The organism is Pseudomonas sp. NFACC39-1 (assembly GCF_900110355.1).
Classification (GTDB): Bacteria; Pseudomonadota; Gammaproteobacteria; order Pseudomonadales; family Pseudomonadaceae; genus Aquipseudomonas; species Aquipseudomonas tehranensis.
In genome coordinates, this window is record NZ_FODL01000009.1 from 77,199 (window position 1) to 94,633 (window position 17,435).

The window sequence follows — 17,435 nt, forward strand, 5'->3', positions numbered from 1 at the left end:
CGCTATCGCGAGCAAGCTCAGCTCCCACAGGGATTTGTGCTTGGACACAGGATTTGTGAATACCCGAAAACCTCTGTGGGAGCGAGCCTGCTCGCGATTGCGCCAGTGCATTCAACACATGACTACCGGTTGGGCTGGCATCCCCTCCCGTGCGCCTTATAATGCCCGCCTTTGCGTACTTCAGCAGGCTGTAATTCCTTGGCAAACATAGACAACCCGGCCGCCGAAATGGCGGCCGACGGCTTTTTCCGGATCGCCCTGGGCGTTGAATACAAGGGCTCGCGCTATCGTGGCTGGCAGCGCCAGGCCTCCGGGGTGGCGACGGTGCAGGAAACCCTCGAAAACGCGCTGTCCAAAGTCGCTGATTCGCCCGTGTCGCTGCATTGCGCCGGCCGTACCGATGCCGGCGTGCACGCCTGCGGCCAGGTGGTGCATTTCGACACCCAGGTCGAGCGTTCGATGAAGGCCTGGGTCATGGGGGCCAACATCAACTTGCCTCACGACGTCAGTGTCAGTTGGGCCAAGGCAATGCCGGCGCATTTTCATGCGCGCTTCAAGGCCATCGCCCGGCGTTATCGCTATGTGATCTACAACGACCAGATCCGCCCCGCACATCTGAACGAAGAAATCACTTGGAACCACCGTCCGCTGGACGTCGAGCGCATGGCTGAAGCCGCGCAGTACCTGGTCGGTGTTCATGATTTCAGCGCCTTTCGCGCCGGCCAGTGCCAGGCCAAGTCGCCGATCAAGGAGCTGCATCACCTGCGGGTGACCCGCCACGGCAAAATGATCGTGCTCGATATCCGCGCCAGCGCCTTCCTGCATCACATGGTGCGCAACATCGCGGGCGTACTGATGACCATCGGTGCCGGTGAGCGGCCGGTGGAGTGGATCAAGGAAGTGCTCGAAAGCCGCATCCGGCGTTCCGGTGGGGTGACCGCGCACCCGTTTGGCCTGTACCTGGTGCAGGTCGAATACCACGATGAATTCGAGCTGCCGCAGCGTTACATCGGGCCACATTTCCTCACGGGCTTCTCGGAACTCGACGGCTGACGCCCTGCGCAGCATTTGCTACCATCCGGGACTTTCACGGATTTGCCTGAGGTTTTGACGACATGCCGGCCGTTCGCAGCAAGATTTGCGGGATCACCCGCGTCGAGGACGCGCTGGCGGCGGTGGAGGCGGGTGCCGATGCCATCGGGCTGGTGTTTTATGCCAAGAGCCCGCGCGCGGTGACGGTGCAGCAGGCGAGGGCGATCATCCGGGCCTTGCCGCCGTTCGTGACCCCCGTCGGCCTGTTCGTCAACGCCAGTCGTTGTGAGCTGGGCGAGATACTCGATGCGGTGCCGTTGGCCCTGTTGCAGTTTCACGGAGATGAGGCTCCGGCCGATTGCGAGGGCTGGCATCGTCCGTACATCAAGGCGTTGCGGGTCAAGGCCGGTGATGACATTGCGGCCAGTTGCGATGCCTTTGCCGGTGCCAGTGGCATACTGCTGGACACCTATGTGGAAGGCGTTCCCGGTGGGACCGGTGAAGCATTCGATTGGTCGCTGGTGCCCCAGGGCCTGAGCAAACCGATTATTCTCGCCGGTGGGCTGACGGCGCAAAACGTGGCCGAAGCCATCCGTCAGGTTCGCCCTTACGCGGTAGATGTCAGCGGTGGGGTAGAGCAAAGCAAGGGCATCAAGGATCCGGCCCGGATTCGTGCGTTCATGGCCGCTGTACGCAGCAGCCAGTAGTCAATGTGACGGCTGGCAGACTGCCGCCGTCCATACCAGCACTGTACAAAGCAGGCAGGCACCGCCTCCGGGTGGGCCGATAGCGTAGTGGCCACCGCAGTATCGCGGTGGCCGGGATGGCTGAGGAAGTTGGGCTGCACGCAGGTCATGTTTCGCGCTGATCGTGGTGGTCCCTCGAACCTCGCCGCACAATGAATTTAGCTCAAGGGCATACGCGGGACCGCGAACCAGAGTGTTCGGGTCACCGGTACTGGAGAAAGAAAGCATGAGCAACTGGTTGGTAGACAAACTGATCCCTTCGATCATGCGTTCCGAGGTGAAAAAAAGCTCGGTGCCTGAAGGTCTGTGGCACAAATGTCCATCCTGCGAAGCGGTGCTGTACCGTCCTGAGCTGGAAAAGACCCTGGACGTTTGCCCCAAGTGCAACCACCACATGCGCATCGGCGCGCGTGCCCGTATCGACATCTTCCTGGACGCCGAAGGCCGTATTGAGCTGGGTGCCGACCTGGAGCCGGTGGACCGCCTGAAATTCCGCGACGGCAAGAAGTACAAGGATCGCCTGACCGCGGCCCAGAAGCAGACCGGCGAAAAAGACGCCCTGGTGTCCATGAGCGGCACCCTGCTGGGCATGCCAGTGGTGGTTTCGGCGTTCGAATTCTCCTTCATGGGCGGTTCCATGGGAGCCATCGTCGGTGAGCGCTTCGTGCGTGCCGCCAACCATGCCCTGGAAAACCGTTGCCCGATGATCTGCTTTGCCGCTTCCGGCGGTGCACGTATGCAGGAAGCGCTGATCTCCCTGATGCAAATGGCCAAGACCTCCGCGGTGCTGGCGCGTCTGCGTGAAGAAGGCATTCCGTTCATCTCGGTGCTGACCGATCCGGTCTACGGCGGCGTTTCCGCCAGTCTGGCGATGCTGGGCGATGTAATTGTTGGCGAGCCGAAGGCGCTGATCGGTTTTGCCGGCCCGCGCGTTATCGAGCAGACCGTGCGCGAAAAACTGCCGGAAGGTTTCCAGCGCAGTGAGTTCCTGCTGGAGCACGGCGCCATCGACATGATCATCCACCGCCAGGAATTGCGTCCGCGTCTGGGCAACCTGCTGGCGCAACTGATGGGCCTGCCGACGCCGAAATTCGTCGCCGCCCCCATCGAGCCGATCGTGGTTCCGCCGGTGCCAGCGAACATATGACCCAACGTACCCTGGGCGATTGGCTTGCCTACCTTGAGCAGTTGCATCCGTCAGCCATCGACATGGGGCTGGAGCGCTCGCAAGCGGTAATGTCCCGCATGGGACTGGCCAAACCGGCGCCCCGGGTCATCACCGTTACCGGCACCAATGGCAAGGGGTCGACCTGCGCCTTCGTGGCCTCGCTGTTACGGGCCCAGGGGTTGAACGTTGGCGTCTACAGTTCGCCGCACCTGTTGCGTTACAACGAGCGGGTGCAGGTCAACGGCGTCGAAGCCTCTGACGCCGAGCTGTGCGAAGCCTTCGCTGCGGTGGAAGCCGGGCGGGGCGAGATTTCCCTGACCTATTTCGAGATGGGCACGCTGGCGGCGTTCTGGCTGTTCGCGCGTGCCGGTCTTGATGCCGTGGTGCTTGAAGTCGGCCTGGGTGGCCGGCTCGACGCTGTCAACCTGGTGGATGCGGACGTTGCGCTGGTCACCAGCATCGGTGTGGACCATACCGATTATCTGGGTGACACCCGTGAGTCCGTCGCCTTCGAGAAGGCCGGCATCTTCCGTCCGGGCGCGCCTGCGCTCTGTGGTGACCTCAATCCCCCTCAGCCGTTGCTGGACAAAGTCCGTGAGTTGGGCTGCCCGTTCTTTTTGCGCGGGCGGGATTTTGACCTGGCAATGACTGAGCAGCATTGGCAATGGCGGGGCAGTGACGCCCGGGGCAATCCGGTGGAGTTGCGCGATTTGCCGCTGCTGGAGCTGCCGATGGAGAACGCCGCGCTGGCGCTCCAGGCTTACCGGTTACTGGACTTGCCATGGCATGCCGGACAAATTATCGAAGCGCTGCAAGCGACTCGCGTCGTCGGTCGTCTTGATCGCCGCCAGTTCGATTGGCACGGCAAGCGCCTGAATCTGCTGCTTGATGTCGGCCACAATCCTCATGCGGCGCAGTATCTGGCCGAGCGCCTGGCGCGGCGGCCGGTAGCCGGGCGCCGCCTGGCGGTGTTTGGGCTGCTCGGCGACAAGGATCTGGATGGCGTTGTCGATGCGTTGGGTGCTAGTGTCCAGCATTGGGCGGTAGCACCGCTGGATTCACCGCGCTCGCGCCCGGCTGCCGAGCTACAGGAAGCCTTGCAGCGTCGTGGGGCTTGCGTAGAGACTTATGACAGCGTGGCCGCGGCTCTGGAAGGGCAGTGCGCCCTGGCGACGGTCGACGATGAGATCCTGCTGTTCGGATCATTTTTTTGTGTTGCCGAGGCCCTTCAATGGCTGGCCCGGCGCTCCACGGAGGAAGCTGCAGATGGCATTGCTGGATAAGGCGTACAAGCAGCGTATGGTGGGGGCCCTGGTATTGGTGGCCTTGGCGGTGATCTTCCTGCCGATGCTGTTTTCTCGTCAGGATGAGCAGCGCCAGGTTACGGTCGACGCTCCGGCTGCCCCTCAGGCGCCGTCTATTGCGCCCGTGCAGGTCGAGCCGGTGGTGGTGCCTGAACCTGAAGCGCTACCCCAGGAACCCGTTCCGAGCGACGAGGAGCTGGCCGAGCAACCTGCGCCTTCCCTGCCGATCGAGCCTGCGCCGGCGGCTCCCGCCACGCCAGCACCGGCTCCGAGCAAGCCGGCAGTCGCTCCAACCCCGACAGCACCGGTGGCCAAGCCGGCGCCGACCCAGCCGATTACCGCAGCCCCGGCCAAGCCGGATACCACGCAAAGCCGCGTGGACGCCAACGGTCTGTCGGTCAGTTGGTCCGTTCAGTTGGCCAGCCTGAGCAATCGTGAGAGTGCTGAAAAGCTGCAGAAAACCCTGCGCAGCCAGGGTTACAACGCTTATATCCGCACCGCCGATGGCAAGAATCGCGTATTTGTGGGACCGCTGATCGAGCGTGCCGAGGCCGACCGGCTGCGGGACCTGCTCAGTCGGCAGCAGAACCTCAAGGGGTTTGTCGTGCGTTTTCAGCCTGAGCGCGGCTAACAGCGATTTGCCTGATTTGAATCACACTGACAATCGCAGCTTACCGACAGCTCTGGCCTCTGCTAAAATGCGCCGCCTTATCCGTCTGTAGGCTGCACCGTGCCATTTACCTGGGTTGACTGGGCGATCGTTGCAATCGTCGCCATCTCCGCATTGATCAGTCTGAGCCGCGGCTTCGTCAAGGAAGCCCTCTCGCTGCTGACCTGGATCATCGCGGGGGTCGTAGCCTGGATGTTTGGTGGTTCGTTGTCCCAGTACCTCGCCGGATACATTGAAACCCCGTCGGCCCGCGTGATCGCGGGCTGTGCCATCTTGTTTATCGCCACCTTGCTGGTCGGCGCAATGATCAACTACCTGATCGGCGAACTGATTCGCGTCACCGGGCTTTCCGGGACAGACCGGTTCCTGGGCATGGCCTTCGGCGCGGCGCGTGGCGCGTTGCTGGTGGTCGTGGCCGTCGGGCTATTGAGCCTGGGGCCGGTACAGCAGGATACGTGGTGGCAGGAGTCCCGGCTCGTGCCACAATTTCTATTGGTCGCAGACTGGTCCAAGAACCTGATCCTGGGTTGGAGCAGTCAGTGGCTTGCCAGCGGTATCAGCGTACCCGCTGAAATACCGTTCAAGGAACAACTCTTGCCGATGGCCAAAACGCCGCAGTGAGTGTTGTTCAGTTCAGATCCATTAAGTAGGGGTTGTGTCGCATGTGTGGCATCGTCGGTATCGTCGGTAAGTCGAACGTCAATCAGGCGCTGTATGACGCGCTAACCGTGCTCCAGCACCGCGGCCAGGACGCTGCCGGTATCGTGACCAGCCATGACGGCCGGTTATTCCTGCGCAAGGACAACGGGCTGGTGCGTGACGTGTTTCATCAGCGTCACATGCAGCGCCTGGTCGGCCACATGGGCATTGGCCATGTGCGCTACCCAACAGCGGGCAGCTCTACCTCGGCCGAAGCCCAGCCGTTCTACGTCAACTCGCCGTATGGCATCACGTTGGCGCACAACGGCAACCTGACCAACGTCGAGCAGTTGGCCAAGGAGATCTACGAATCGGACCTGCGCCACGTCAATACCAACTCCGACTCGGAAGTGATGCTCAACGTCTTCGCCCATGAGCTGGCCCAGCGCGGCAAGCTGCAGCCGACCGAAGAAGACGTGTTCGCCGCCGTGACTGACGTGCATAACCGTTGCGTCGGAGGCTACTCGGTCGTGGCGATGATCACCGGCTACGGCATCGTCGGTTTCCGCGATCCCCATGGCATTCGTCCGATCGTGTTCGGCCAGCGTCACACCGACGAAGGCGTCGAGTACATGATCGCCTCCGAAAGCGTGTCCCTGGACGTGCTGGGTTTCACCCTGATTCGCGACCTGGCCCCGGGCGAAGCGGTCTACATCACCGAAGACGGCAAGTTGTTCACCCGCCAGTGTGCGACCAATCCGAGCCTGACCCCGTGCATCTTCGAGCACGTTTACCTGGCGCGCCCGGACTCGATCATCGACGGTATCTCGGTCTATAAGGCGCGCCTGCGCATGGGCGAGAAACTGGCCGACAAGATCTTGCGCGAGCGGCCGGACCACGACATCGACGTGGTCATCCCGATCCCGGACACCAGCCGCACCGCGGCCCTGGAGCTGGCGAATCACCTGGGTGTCAAGTTCCGCGAAGGCTTCGTGAAGAACCGTTACATTGGCCGTACTTTCATCATGCCCGGCCAGGCCGCGCGGAAAAAATCCGTACGCCAGAAGCTCAACGCCATCGAACTGGAATTTCGCGGCAAGAACGTGATGCTGGTGGACGACTCCATCGTGCGCGGAACCACGTGCAAGCAGATCATCCAGATGGCCCGTGAAGCCGGTGCCAAGAACGTGTACTTCTGCTCGGCGGCGCCGGCCGTGCGTTATCCGAACGTCTACGGCATCGACATGCCGAGCGCTCACGAGCTGATCGCCCACAATCGCACTACCCAGGAAGTGGCCGACCTGATCGGCGCCGACTGGCTGATCTATCAGGACCTGCCAGACCTGATAGAAGCGGTGGGTGGTGGCAAGATCAAGATCGAGCAATTCGACTGCGCGGTGTTTGACGGCAAGTACGTCACCGGCGACGTCGATGAGGCCTACCTGAACAAGATCGAGAACGCTCGTAACGATGCGTCCAAGGCCAAGACCCAGGCGGTCAGCGCGATCATCGATCTGTACAACAACTGAGTGACAAGCCGGCCCTGAGGGGCCGGTTTGCGTTTAATGACTACAGGAGCGACAGCATGAGTCAGGATTGGGATGCCGGTCGGCTGGACAGCGACCTTGAGGGTGTAGCGTTCGATACCCTGGCGGTCCGCGCCGGTCAGCACCGCACGCCGGAAGCCGAGCATGGCGATCCGATGTTCTTCACGTCCAGCTACGTGTTCCGTACCGCTGCCGATGCGGCGGCACGGTTTGCCGGCGAAGTGCCAGGCAACGTCTACTCGCGCTACACCAACCCCACCGTGCGGGCTTTCGAAGAGCGCATCGCCGCGCTGGAAGGTGCCGAGCAGGCCGTGGCCACCGCCACTGGCATGGCGGCGATCATGGCCGTGGTCATGAGCTTTTGCAGTGCTGGCGACCACGTGCTGGTGTCGCGCAGTGTCTTCGGCTCGACCATCAGCCTGTTCGAAAAGTACTTCAAGCGTTTCGGCGTGGAAGTCGATTACGTGCCCCTGGCGGACTTATCCGGTTGGGATGCGGCAATCAAGGCCAACACCAAGCTGCTGTTTGTCGAGTCGCCGTCCAATCCCCTGGCCGAGCTGGTGGATATCGCCGCGCTGGCGGAAATCGCCCACGCCAAGGGCGCCATGCTGGTGGTCGATAACTGCTTCTGCACGCCGGCGTTGCAACAGCCGCTGAAGCTGGGGGCCGACGTGGTGGTGCATTCGGCGACCAAGTTCATCGACGGCCAGGGTCGTTGCATGGGCGGCGTGGTGGCTGGTCGTGGCGAGCAGATGAAAGAAGTGGTGGGCTTCCTGCGCACCGCCGGGCCGACCTTGAGTCCGTTCAACGCCTGGATCTTCCTCAAGGGACTGGAAACCCTCGGCCTGCGTATGAAAGCCCATTGCGCCAACGCCCAATTGCTGGCTGAGTGGCTGGAGCAGCAGGACGGCATCGAGAAAGTGCACTACGCCGGCCTCAAGAGCCATCCGCAACATGACCTGGCTGCGCGTCAGCAGCGCGGTTTCGGTGCAGTGGTGAGCTTCGAGGTCAAGGGTGGCAAGGAGGGCGCCTGGCGCTTCATCGACGCCACCCGGTTGATTTCCATCACCGCCAACCTGGGTGACAGCAAAACCACCATCACTCACCCGAGCACCACCTCCCACGGCCGCCTTTCGCCGCAGGAGCGTGAAGCTGCGGGCATCCGCGACAGCCTGATCCGCGTCGCGGTTGGTCTGGAGGACGTGGCTGACCTGCAAGCCGATCTGGCCCGTGGGTTGGCGGCCTTGTGATTGAGCTGGCAACGCCGCACGGCGGCACCCATGGCCGGGTAGCGCTGGTGACAGGCGCCGCGCGCGGCATCGGCCTGGGGATTGCCACTTGGCTGATCTGTGAAGGCTGGCAGGTGGTGCTGACTGACCTGGATCGTGAGCGCGGCTCCAAGGTCGCCAAGACGCTGGGGGAGAACGCCTGGTTCATCACCATGGACGTGGCGGACGAGACGCAAGTCGCCACGGGAATCGCCGAGGTGTTGGGTCAGTTTGGGCGGCTTGATGCGCTGGTGTGCAACGCGGCCATCGCCGATCCCCATAACATCACCCTGGAAAGCCTGGATCTGGCCTATTGGAATCGGGTCCTGGCGGTGAACCTGGGTGGTCCCATGCTGCTGGCCAAGCATTGTGCGCCTTACCTGCGCGCTCACAATGGCGCCATCGTCAACCTGGCCTCGACCCGTGCCGCACAATCAGAACCCGACACCGAAGCCTATGCGGCGAGCAAGGGCGGCTTGCTCGCCCTGACCCATGCCTTGGCGATCAGTCTTGGCCCGGAAATCCGGGTCAACGCTGTCAGCCCCGGCTGGATCGACGCACGGGACCCGTCCCAGCGTCGCGCGCAGCCGCTCACCGATGCCGACCATGCCCAGCATCCGGCGGGCAGGGTCGGCACGGTGGAGGACGTCGCGGCCATGGTGGCGTGGCTGTTGTCGCGCAACGCCGGGTTTGTCACGGGCCAGGAGTTCGTGGTGGATGGCGGCATGACCAAGAAAATGATTTATGAATGAGGAGCAGCTGCAAGGGGCGAGCGACAAGCTTCAAGCGATTATGCGGTGTTGGCGCTTTTAACTTGCAGCTTGAAGCTTGCCGCACAAAGCTGTTTTTGAAAAAAACTCAACCCTGCTATTGACTTAGCTTCGGTACCTGCGTAAATTTCGCGGCCTCAACGAAGCAAAGGGTGATTAGCTCAGCTGGGAGAGCGTCTGCCTTACAAGCAGAATGTCGGCGGTTCGATCCCGTCATCACCCACCATGTTTTACGAGAGTTTTGCGAAAGCAAGACGGAAGCTGTCAAAAGCCTCCACCGACGCGCAGCGGTAGTTCAGTCGGTTAGAATACCGGCCTGTCACGCCGGGGGTCGCGGGTTCGAGTCCCGTCCGCTGCGCCATATTTTCCGAAGCAGGTTTACCTGGTTCGAGATTCAAGCCCCAGGGTTTGGGTCAGACGAGTTAACCGCACCCAAGTCCACAGCGACACGCAGCGGTAGTTCAGTCGGTTAGAATACCGGCCTGTCACGCCGGGGGTCGCGGGTTCGAGTCCCGTCCGCTGCGCCATATCTGCTTCGAGGCCCACTGAACGCCTTGAAGCTAAGAAGAAGGTTGAAAAGCCAGCTTCTAGTCGATAGCAAAAACCCTGGTCGAAAGACCGGGGTTTTTTGTTTTTGGATAACGATAGTGGAACAGGCCCGTGGCGAGAGAGCTTGCTGTGGCGAGGGGATTTATCCCCGCAGGGCTGCGAAGCAGCCCTTATTGTTGGCGGCTTCAGAACCCCAATTTATCCCGCAACCCGTAATACCAAGCCCCCATCGCCGCAAACGGCGTGCGCAATAACTGACCGCCGGGGAAAGGGTAGTGCGGCAGGTCCGCAAACGCATCAAAACGCTCGGCCTGGCCACGCAGCGCCTCCGCCAGGACCTTGCCCGCCAGGTGCGTATACGTCACGCCATGGCCGCTGCAGCCCTGGGAATAATAGATGTTGTCTCCCAGGCGTCCGACCTGCGGAAGCCGCGATAACGTCAGCAGGAAATTTCCGGTCCAGGCGTAATCAATCTTCACGTCCTTGAGCTGCGGGAATGCCTTGAGCATCTTCGGACGAATGATCGCTTCAATATTCGCCGGATCCCTCGCGCCATACACCACGCCGCCACCGAAGATCAGACGCTTGTCGCCCGTCAGCCGGTAGTAATCGAGCAGGTAGTTGCAGTCTTCGACGCAATAGTCCTGAGGCAGCAGGCTGTGTGCCAGCTCATCGCCCAACGGTTCCGTAGCAATCACCTGCGTGCCGCAAGGCATGGACTTGGCCGCCAGCTCCGGCACCAGATTGCCCAGGTAAGCATTGCCCGCCACGATGATGAACTTGGCCCTGACCTTGCCCTGCGGTGTATGCACCACCGGGCTGGCGCCACGCTCGATGCGCACCGCTGGCGATTGTTCATAAATCACCCCGCCCAGGGACTCCACCGCCGCCGCTTCGCCCAAGGCCAGGTTCAGCGGATGAATATGCCCACCGCTCATATCCAGCATCCCGCCTACATACTCCTCGCAGGCCACCACCTCGCGAATACGCCGCTGATCGAGCAACTCAAGCTGGGTATGACCGAAACGCTCCCACAAACGCTTCTGCGACTCCAGGTGGCCCATTTGCTTGGCGGTAAGGGCAGCGAACACTCCGCCATCCTTCAAATCACACTGAATCTGATACTTCGCCACCCGCTCGCGAATGATCCGACCACCCTCGAACGCCATATTGCCCAGCAACTGCGCCTGCTGAGGCCCGACACTGCGCTCGATCACATCGATGTCGCGGCTGTAACTGTTAACGATCTGCCCACCGTTGCGACCCGAAGCCCCAAAGCCGACCTTTGCCGCCTCAAGCACCGTGACCTTGAAGCCGTTCTCCAGCAGAAACAGCGCAGAGGACAGGCCGGTGTAACCAGCGCCGATCACGCAAACATCCGTTTCGACATCATCCTGCAGGGCAGGGCGAGCTGGAACCGGATTGGCCGACGCGGCGTAATAAGACTCTGGATACGGTGTGTTCGCCATTCTGCAACCTCTGTTTTATATTTTTTACGAATGCGCCGATCCTACCCGAGATAAAAATCAGCCGCCAGCCACCGCCGAATCTTCGTCGCTTTGATGAAATTAAATATTTTGCATATTCATAGGGTTAGGTGAAAAAAAGGTATTGACACCCCTTTGGAATTCCGTAGAATGCCGCCTCACAGCAGGCACGTAGCTCAGTTGGTTAGAGCACCACCTTGACATGGTGGGGGTCGTTGGTTCGAGTCCAATCGCGCCTACCAAACAAAATCCGCTCTGCTGGGCGGTCTAGAAGGGTCAACCGAAAGGTTGGCCCTTTTTTGCGTCTGGGGTTTTCTGTAGAACGTTCACAAAATTTCGGGTCCGTTCACACTGGGCAATGTGAACGCTGTGAGCATTATTTCTTGGGTGAAATCTTTACCTATACCTGACTCGAGCGAGTGCTCTGGAGATCATGCCTGTATATTCATACAGTCCTTGGTGTGGGCGTGACGATGTTGTGTCTGGGAGCAGGGATGGGGGGCAAAGTACTCCCGTGCTTTCATAAGTACTTAATGGCACATAGGCATATTTGATTGCCAGCCGACTTTGCTAGGGGTATAAAGAATTCGCTGGGCGTACCGTCCAGGTGCTCTTTAAACATGGTGAAATTCTCTGGGCTTGCAGTTGGTGGTCGGGTAACTGACCGGCTTTGGTGTTCTTCAAAGCTACCTCTCCGCAACGACTCAGTCCCCTAGGTCATCCTGTGTGTGTGTCCTATGCTTGATCCGCGCGTAATCGAGACGTTCCGCGTTAGCGCTCGCCTTATGCGCTGGCGAAGTGTTCCTCGTTTGCGTAAAGCTTTACGGTTAGCGCTATTGGCATGTGTTGACGGATGAATTCCTCGGTGACGAAGTTTACGGCGGCGACGGCTTATCGATATTGATAAATCAATATCAATAAGCAGAACTGTGGTTTGTAGTGGTGTCTTGGAAGTTCCATTCGGCCCGGAATGCTTTGGCGGCGGCAATTTCGCCGACGAAGGAGCTACAACCATGCGTAAAAAGAATACGATCGATTCTCGGACTATTCTGAAAAAGCACGATATCCAAGACACCCGCGTTACAGTTGAAAGTGAGCGTTCTCATAGAGACAAAGGTAGAAGCAGTCGGTTGACACGAATCCGCTATGCGGTCGAGGGGCTTCTGATTCGCCAAGCTCTTTTGGAAATTTGGGAGCGTAAGCAGGAATACTGGGATGGAGCCTGCGAAGTCGTAGGCAAACTCCTTGAGGTTGTTTTCTCATGACGCAACAAACCACATCATTCGAATTCTGAAAGGCCGATCTGGGTATCGGCCTTTCTTCGTTTTAGGGATCGGAATATGGACGCTCCTACATACCCTTTCAAGCCTATTCACAGTATCCAGGCATTAGCCTTGGCGCTTGACGAAAGCGAGCGTCTGCTAGAGCGCCTTGCGATCCGTGCTGACCGAATGTACCGCCACGTGCCTCAAGAAAAAAAAGGTAAGAGGCGGGATACTTATGATGCTCACGAGCCACTCAAGAGGGTTCAGCGAAAGCTCGTTGACCGGGTGTTATCCAAAGCTATTTTCCCCGCGTATCTTCACGGAGGCATAAGGGACCGTAAGTCCCCACGGAGCATTCATAGCAATGCGTCTGTGCATGCGGGGGCAAGGTACGTAATCCTTCAAGATATTCGTAATTTCTACCCGTCCATATTGAAGAGTCAAGTGGACGACTTATTTCGCGGGTTGTTCGGCTTTGGAGCGAGTGTGTCGGCCTTGCTGTCTTTAATTTGTACCCGCGACGGGTGTGCGCCACAAGGGGCTAGTACGAGTGGCTACATCGCCAACCTGATTTTCTGGAATGTTGAACCGAAGATAGTGCAGGACTTCTTGGCCCAAGGCTTCCAGTATTCTCGATTCGCTGACGATATCACTATCTCCTGTAGTCGCGAGCCTACGTCGGAGGAGCTTTCCGGCATAGTTTCGACTGTCACCGGGATGTTGGCTGCTAAAGGTTGTCATCAGAAGCGCACAAAACTCCATATGCGCGTCCGTGGCCAGGGCATCAAAGGTGATGACGCTACCTTCACGCCGCTTACGGTTACAGGATTGAGTGTCTTCAATGGCGCTCCAAGTCTAACCAAGCTGGAGCGAAAGCGTATACGGTCAGCAGTCAAGGAGTTAGAGGTAATGAGCGAGTCGACGCCAGGCTGGGCTGTCCTCGAGCCGAAATATCATCGTGCGATGGGGCGGGTAGGGAGACTTCTGGCGTGCGGTCATCCAGACGGTGAGGCATTAAAGGCGCGCTTGAATGTGGTTAAGCGGTCGTGCCAGATCCCGTTGCTCGAACGGTATCAGCAAGCAATCTCCGAATGTTTGGCCGAAGCGGTTGAAGTGGATGTTGGCTAGAAATAAATCTGTCTCCTTTTCCCGGTCCCCTTTTCCACTGTGAAGCCAAAACTTCGGGTCGGTTTCATGCAGATGCTTGATGTCTTCCGTCCTGATGCTGGCGGTCATGACGTTTGCTACTACTCAATGTTCGCTTAGCAGTCTCGACTATGCTGGAGGCGTGGTTAAGATGTGTGTTAATGGGAGCTAAAGGAACCTTGCGTCGCTTAAGATATTCTCCGAACAATTCGCAATTGGCTCTAGGAGGAACGGGTATGGGCGAGTCTGATGACCTGTGCGACGAAGCAGTGGATGCTCGATGGGCGCGAGAGAACGTACTGGCACACCATTTGAAGCCGCTTCTAGAGCTCTACGACCTGAAATGGCGTGGCCATGGACACGTTTATGTCGATCATCAAGAGCACAACATTCTCGCCGCGAGCATGGTTTTGGCTGAGCTGGGTATCATTCTTGGGGTGCCTTCTGCAGTGGTTCGGGCTAGGCTCATCGAATTGGGGTGGTTAAGAGACGTTCGCGATACTCAGCCCAGCCCGAACGAGGTCAAGCGTGCAGAGCTATTGCACAGATTTTCAAGCGGCCGAGAGGTCGATTACTCTGAATGCGACGAAGAATTTGATGAGGGCTAGTCCTACAATGCGACCCGCCTTGGTAATGAGGTTGTATGCAACCGGAACACTTTGATCTATCCACGCCTCTTTTCCTTCCCATCACAGAAGAAACCTGCACAGGTTTGCTCGAAGGCTCCCAAGAGGCTCTCGACATGCTGACAGATCCGGAGCTGGCCGCAATGCTGGTCATCCAAAACCTTGCACAGGTCACGGAAAAGGATCTTGTCCCGACAGCTGTCGAGCGAATTCTTGTCAAACTGTTGGATTGGGCGGTGGACGCACCTAGCCTGACAACATCAAAGTTGCTGCCAGAGGCAAAACGCTTGTTCGACCGCAGCAAACTCTATTTTGGCATCGAAACAATCAAGAAATCTAAGCTACGCTTCCTGCTCGCCGATGAAGTCACTGCTCAGAAATACCTATTGCCCAGCGGCAGGTGGGACGTCGAATATAAGTATCGTCATGTCCGCCATCATCATCCCTTCCATAGGCAGATGGTTACTATCGGTCACGATGAGCGCTGGTTGAGCGGTGCGCAGGATCATCTTGTTAGGACTTTTAGAGCCAATCTGGACGAGCACTTGCACGTGCAAGGCTACGCGGGAATTGGTAAAAGCCACCTGATGGGGGCGTTGGTCGAATGCTTGCAGCCGAAGACGACACTAGTACTGGCGCACACTGAGGAAAAGCTTGCAACCCTGCGCAAGCGAATGAAAAACAGCAGCCGTGAATTGACCTGCAGCACTTTTCGCAAGTTCGCATTGGTACTGCTTCACCGCCGAATCGTTCGTCCTGTAAATGCAGGAGTAGGGCCAAGCAAGCAAATGCTCGCCCAACAGCTGAACATCGTCGGGTTGGGATCGTACGATACACTGGCGACGATGGATATCTGCTTGAGAATGTTGGAGCTCTATTGCCGGTCGCGGGACTACACCTTGTCGGCTAAACACATGCCTGAGCTACACAAGTTCCTATCCAAAACCGATTCCATGGTGCTGCTGGAGTATTCGAGCCGGCTGTGGACTTACATTCAAGCAAATCCGGAATGGGGACGCCGCACTGGCTTCGAAGTGTTAATGATGATCAAGTGCGCCAGTCTGGAAGGTTGCGTGGTGTCGCCTCGCTATTCGCATGTGCTTATCGACGAAAGCCAAGATGTTCCAGCCTCGTTGCTTCAGATTCTAGAACGCGGACGTCAGGTGCTGGTTACCTTGGGGGACGAGTACCAGCATGCAGGAAGCGACGTCGTCGCCCGTAGGCAATCGGTTCGACAGAGCACCATCGGCTTCTCGGTGCGCTCTGGGCGTAACATCGAGCATCTGGTCAATCCGTTAATTTCCCGGCACTCAAGAAAGACCAAGGAGCCTTTCGAAGGTGCTCGCCATGCCGACGTCGGCATTGAGGAGTATCCGGAGGCGTTCGTACCGCCAGAGGAATGCGTTGTACTCACGGCTTCTTTGTGGGACACCATGAAGTGGGCTATCCAATTGCGCGACCTGAAATGCGCATTTAGCTTCTACTCTAGTCATGAGCAGAACAGCCTTTGGCGTTTCATGACCACTGCTATCGGTTTGTTCAATCCGCGCTTTCACCAACAGAATGAGGACGCAGCACATCGGTTTTTCAACGAGTGGACGCATTGGCAGCAGGTGCGAGAAGCGAACCAGTACGACGACTCGTTTCTATGGGTAGAGGCCGAGCTGGAAAAAGGTTTTAGGGTGGCAGACGTCACTCAAATGAGCATCCTAGTAGGTCAGCCTGGCAAAAGCTGCATGTTGATGAGAGCAGAAGAGGCCGGAGGCATGGAGTTCGATTATGTGCTCCTGACCCCGGGGTTACTCACAACGTCGATGTTCAAGGACGCCTATGAATTCGATCAGCGGATCTGTGCCGTCTACATCGCTATCTCCCGAGCCAAGCAGAGGCTTTATGTTCCTTATAAAATACATGACTGGCTTGTACATCACGACATTCAGAAGTTTCGCGAAGACTTTATTCGCTGATAATCGCGTTGAATCTAATGCAACATACTCCTGAGCTGTAGGGAAAAGGGAACAGATTTATTTCGCTGGGCTGAAGCCGTTTTGGCTAGTTCGAAAAAAAGGGGAAAAATTTATTTCTCCTTCGCTGCGCTACAAGCTTTCATCGAATGAATTTGCTTGGATCAACTAGCTGTCGGCTAGAAATAAATCTGTCCGCTTTCCCGCAGGTTGTGGTCTGTCCCTAGTTCTTTGGTGGATTATCCCGATTTTTTCGACTTTTTATCTGATCCGCAGCAAGAGCCGATTTACATGATTCAAGAACCTCAATTGCTGTTTCGAAAGTGTAGTGGGCAGTAATATAGGTTGTCATCGTGCCTGTATTGTTTGCAATGTCTATATTTAATTTGCCATTTCTTGCTGTTACGTTAAGTTCTGAGCTGAGAAGTGGGAAGAGTTCGGCAATGTATTCAAGAATGCTTTCTTTGATGAAGCTATCAAGAGGGGTTGTATCATGATTTGGGGACGCGCTCAGGGTGTCGTTAGGTTGTTTGTGTGGAGTTTCTATTTTATTAGGTGTTTCTTTTTTTACGTGTTGTTCGAGTTTTGTATTGTTGCTTGCTACATCTGCTATTATTTCGGCTGCGGAGATTTTTGAATCAACATTGGTGGGGCTCTCACCTAAGTCATCGTTTGGGTGGTCGAGTGATGTTGTGGTGATAGGATTGTTGTCTTTTGAAAGTTGTAGCTCTGAAATTATCTCTCTTAGTCTTGTGTTTTCTAGGGTTTTTGAATCATTTTCGGATTCATATTTTAGTTGGCTTTCAAGAGACTCTCTTCTGATTTTACGAGCTTGCACTTTGGAAATTGGGCTTTCATCATCGATAGATTGTTGTATTTCTTTTAGACGGCGCTGTGTTGTTTTTACATGTCTATAAATATACTCTGCTGGTATGGGGTATGCAAATATCAAGAGGAGACTCGTTATCAGTGGGAGTGCAATGCCGTGGATTATTATGCTTTGAATGTTTGGGAATATATTTAAATCGATATATATTATTTTTTCGGGGGTGTGTAGGCTGGATATAAGTATAAGTAAAAATTTGTAGTTCCAACCGCACCAAGAGATAATGAATGAACTCAAGAGGGGGCTGCTTACGCGCTCGTAAAGCTGGGCTTTGATAGTTGTGGTGAAATCTTCGATCAAGTCTGCTGCTCCATTCGGGTGAAAACGGTACGGATCACAGTACGAGGGGGGGAGAAATGGAATGTCTA

15 protein-coding genes and 4 tRNA genes are annotated in these 17,435 nt (G+C 57.3%); 17 read left to right on the top strand and 2 right to left on the bottom strand.

The window, feature by feature from the left end; translation table 11 throughout:
- The first annotated feature begins 228 nt into the window (after positions 1-228).
- From truA to BMY45_RS19580, 12 genes are all read left to right on the top strand, one after another.
- Complete coding sequence (gene truA, locus BMY45_RS19525) at positions 229-1,053, top strand: tRNA pseudouridine(38-40) synthase TruA (protein ID WP_047229296.1); 825 nt, start codon at positions 229-231, stop codon at positions 1,051-1,053.
- 62 nt (positions 1,054-1,115) lie between these two features.
- A complete protein-coding gene (locus BMY45_RS19530) occupies positions 1,116-1,739 on the top strand; it encodes a phosphoribosylanthranilate isomerase (protein ID WP_092400407.1) in 624 nt (207 codons plus the stop codon).
- A gap of 265 nt (positions 1,740-2,004) precedes the next feature.
- Positions 2,005-2,925, top strand: coding sequence for an acetyl-CoA carboxylase, carboxyltransferase subunit beta (gene accD / locus BMY45_RS19535; RefSeq protein WP_092400409.1), 921 nt, complete (start codon positions 2,005-2,007; stop codon positions 2,923-2,925).
- Complete coding sequence (gene folC, locus BMY45_RS19540) at positions 2,922-4,229, top strand: bifunctional tetrahydrofolate synthase/dihydrofolate synthase (protein WP_092400411.1); 1,308 nt, start codon at positions 2,922-2,924, stop codon at positions 4,227-4,229. The genes accD and folC overlap by 4 nt, the downstream gene beginning before the upstream one ends.
- Positions 4,213-4,881 carry an SPOR domain-containing protein gene (locus tag BMY45_RS19545; protein ID WP_092400413.1) on the top strand — a complete coding sequence of 223 codons (669 nt, stop codon included), beginning with the start codon at positions 4,213-4,215 and terminating at the stop codon, positions 4,879-4,881. The genes folC and BMY45_RS19545 overlap by 17 nt, the downstream gene beginning before the upstream one ends.
- Before the next feature lie 99 nt (positions 4,882-4,980).
- Entirely contained in the window at positions 4,981-5,541 is a 561-nt protein-coding gene (locus tag BMY45_RS19550) for a CvpA family protein (protein WP_039593931.1), read from the top strand.
- A gap of 41 nt (positions 5,542-5,582) precedes the next feature.
- Entirely contained in the window at positions 5,583-7,088 is a 1,506-nt protein-coding gene (gene purF, locus BMY45_RS19555; RefSeq protein ID WP_047229235.1) for an amidophosphoribosyltransferase, read from the top strand.
- A gap of 56 nt (positions 7,089-7,144) precedes the next feature.
- Complete coding sequence (locus BMY45_RS19560; RefSeq protein ID WP_092400415.1) at positions 7,145-8,356, top strand: O-succinylhomoserine sulfhydrylase; 1,212 nt, start codon at positions 7,145-7,147, stop codon at positions 8,354-8,356.
- Entirely contained in the window at positions 8,353-9,126 is a 774-nt protein-coding gene (locus BMY45_RS19565; protein WP_092400417.1) for an SDR family oxidoreductase, read from the top strand. Before BMY45_RS19560 ends, BMY45_RS19565 begins: the two co-directional genes overlap by 4 nt.
- Before the next feature lie 168 nt (positions 9,127-9,294).
- Positions 9,295-9,370: transfer RNA gene (locus tag BMY45_RS19570), tRNA-Val, on the top strand.
- Between the two features lie 58 nt (positions 9,371-9,428).
- A tRNA-Asp gene (locus BMY45_RS19575) sits at positions 9,429-9,505 on the top strand.
- Positions 9,506-9,594: 89 nt separating this feature from the next.
- Positions 9,595-9,671 (top strand) — tRNA-Asp (locus BMY45_RS19580).
- A 207-nt stretch (positions 9,672-9,878) separates the two neighbouring features.
- On the opposite strand, the gene BMY45_RS19585 is transcribed toward BMY45_RS19580, so the two are convergent.
- Positions 9,879-11,162: an NAD(P)/FAD-dependent oxidoreductase gene (locus BMY45_RS19585; protein ID WP_092400419.1), complete on the bottom strand. Its 1,284-nt coding sequence runs from the start codon at positions 11,160-11,162 to the stop codon at positions 9,879-9,881.
- A 183-nt stretch (positions 11,163-11,345) separates the two neighbouring features.
- On the opposite strand from BMY45_RS19585, the gene BMY45_RS19590 reads away from it, so the two are divergent.
- From BMY45_RS19590 to BMY45_RS19610, 5 genes are all read left to right on the top strand, one after another.
- Positions 11,346-11,422: transfer RNA gene (locus tag BMY45_RS19590), tRNA-Val, on the top strand.
- 771 nt (positions 11,423-12,193) lie between these two features.
- Complete coding sequence (locus BMY45_RS19595) at positions 12,194-12,445, top strand: hypothetical protein (protein WP_092400421.1); 252 nt, start codon at positions 12,194-12,196, stop codon at positions 12,443-12,445.
- Positions 12,446-12,520: 75 nt separating this feature from the next.
- Complete coding sequence (locus BMY45_RS19600; RefSeq protein WP_092400423.1) at positions 12,521-13,573, top strand: reverse transcriptase family protein; 1,053 nt, start codon at positions 12,521-12,523, stop codon at positions 13,571-13,573.
- A gap of 254 nt (positions 13,574-13,827) precedes the next feature.
- Positions 13,828-14,199, top strand: a complete 372-nt coding sequence (locus tag BMY45_RS19605; RefSeq protein ID WP_092400425.1) for a hypothetical protein — start codon at positions 13,828-13,830, stop codon at positions 14,197-14,199.
- A gap of 35 nt (positions 14,200-14,234) precedes the next feature.
- On the top strand, positions 14,235-16,184 hold the full coding sequence (locus BMY45_RS19610) for a DEAD/DEAH box helicase family protein (protein WP_092400427.1): 1,950 nt from the start codon (positions 14,235-14,237) through the stop codon (positions 16,182-16,184).
- 220 nt (positions 16,185-16,404) lie between these two features.
- Here the strand turns inward: BMY45_RS19610 and BMY45_RS27785 are convergent, their stop codons facing one another.
- Positions 16,405-17,367: a hypothetical protein gene (locus BMY45_RS27785; protein WP_143071672.1), complete on the bottom strand. Its 963-nt coding sequence runs from the start codon at positions 17,365-17,367 to the stop codon at positions 16,405-16,407.
- Between the last annotated feature and the right edge of the window lie 68 nt (positions 17,368-17,435).

Bases quoted from the DNA above. Each gene is read 5' to 3' on its own strand.
- truA (WP_047229296.1), top strand. From the start codon at position 229: ATGGCGGCCGACGGCTTTTTCCGGATCGCCCTGGGCGTTGAATACAAG.
- BMY45_RS19530 (WP_092400407.1), top strand. From the start codon at position 1,116: ATGCCGGCCGTTCGCAGCAAGATTTGCGGGATCACCCGCGTCGAGGAC.
- accD (WP_092400409.1), top strand. From the start codon at position 2,005: ATGAGCAACTGGTTGGTAGACAAACTGATCCCTTCGATCATGCGTTCC.
- folC (WP_092400411.1), top strand. From the start codon at position 2,922: ATGACCCAACGTACCCTGGGCGATTGGCTTGCCTACCTTGAGCAGTTG.
- BMY45_RS19545 (WP_092400413.1), top strand. From the start codon at position 4,213: ATGGCATTGCTGGATAAGGCGTACAAGCAGCGTATGGTGGGGGCCCTG.
- purF (WP_047229235.1), top strand. From the start codon at position 5,583: ATGTGTGGCATCGTCGGTATCGTCGGTAAGTCGAACGTCAATCAGGCG.
- BMY45_RS19560 (WP_092400415.1), top strand. From the start codon at position 7,145: ATGAGTCAGGATTGGGATGCCGGTCGGCTGGACAGCGACCTTGAGGGT.
- BMY45_RS19585 (WP_092400419.1), bottom strand. From the start codon at position 11,162: ATGGCGAACACACCGTATCCAGAGTCTTATTACGCCGCGTCGGCCAAT.
- BMY45_RS19595 (WP_092400421.1), top strand. From the start codon at position 12,194: ATGCGTAAAAAGAATACGATCGATTCTCGGACTATTCTGAAAAAGCAC.
- BMY45_RS19600 (WP_092400423.1), top strand. From the start codon at position 12,521: ATGGACGCTCCTACATACCCTTTCAAGCCTATTCACAGTATCCAGGCA.
- BMY45_RS19605 (WP_092400425.1), top strand. From the start codon at position 13,828: ATGGGCGAGTCTGATGACCTGTGCGACGAAGCAGTGGATGCTCGATGG.
- BMY45_RS19610 (WP_092400427.1), top strand. From the start codon at position 14,235: ATGCAACCGGAACACTTTGATCTATCCACGCCTCTTTTCCTTCCCATC.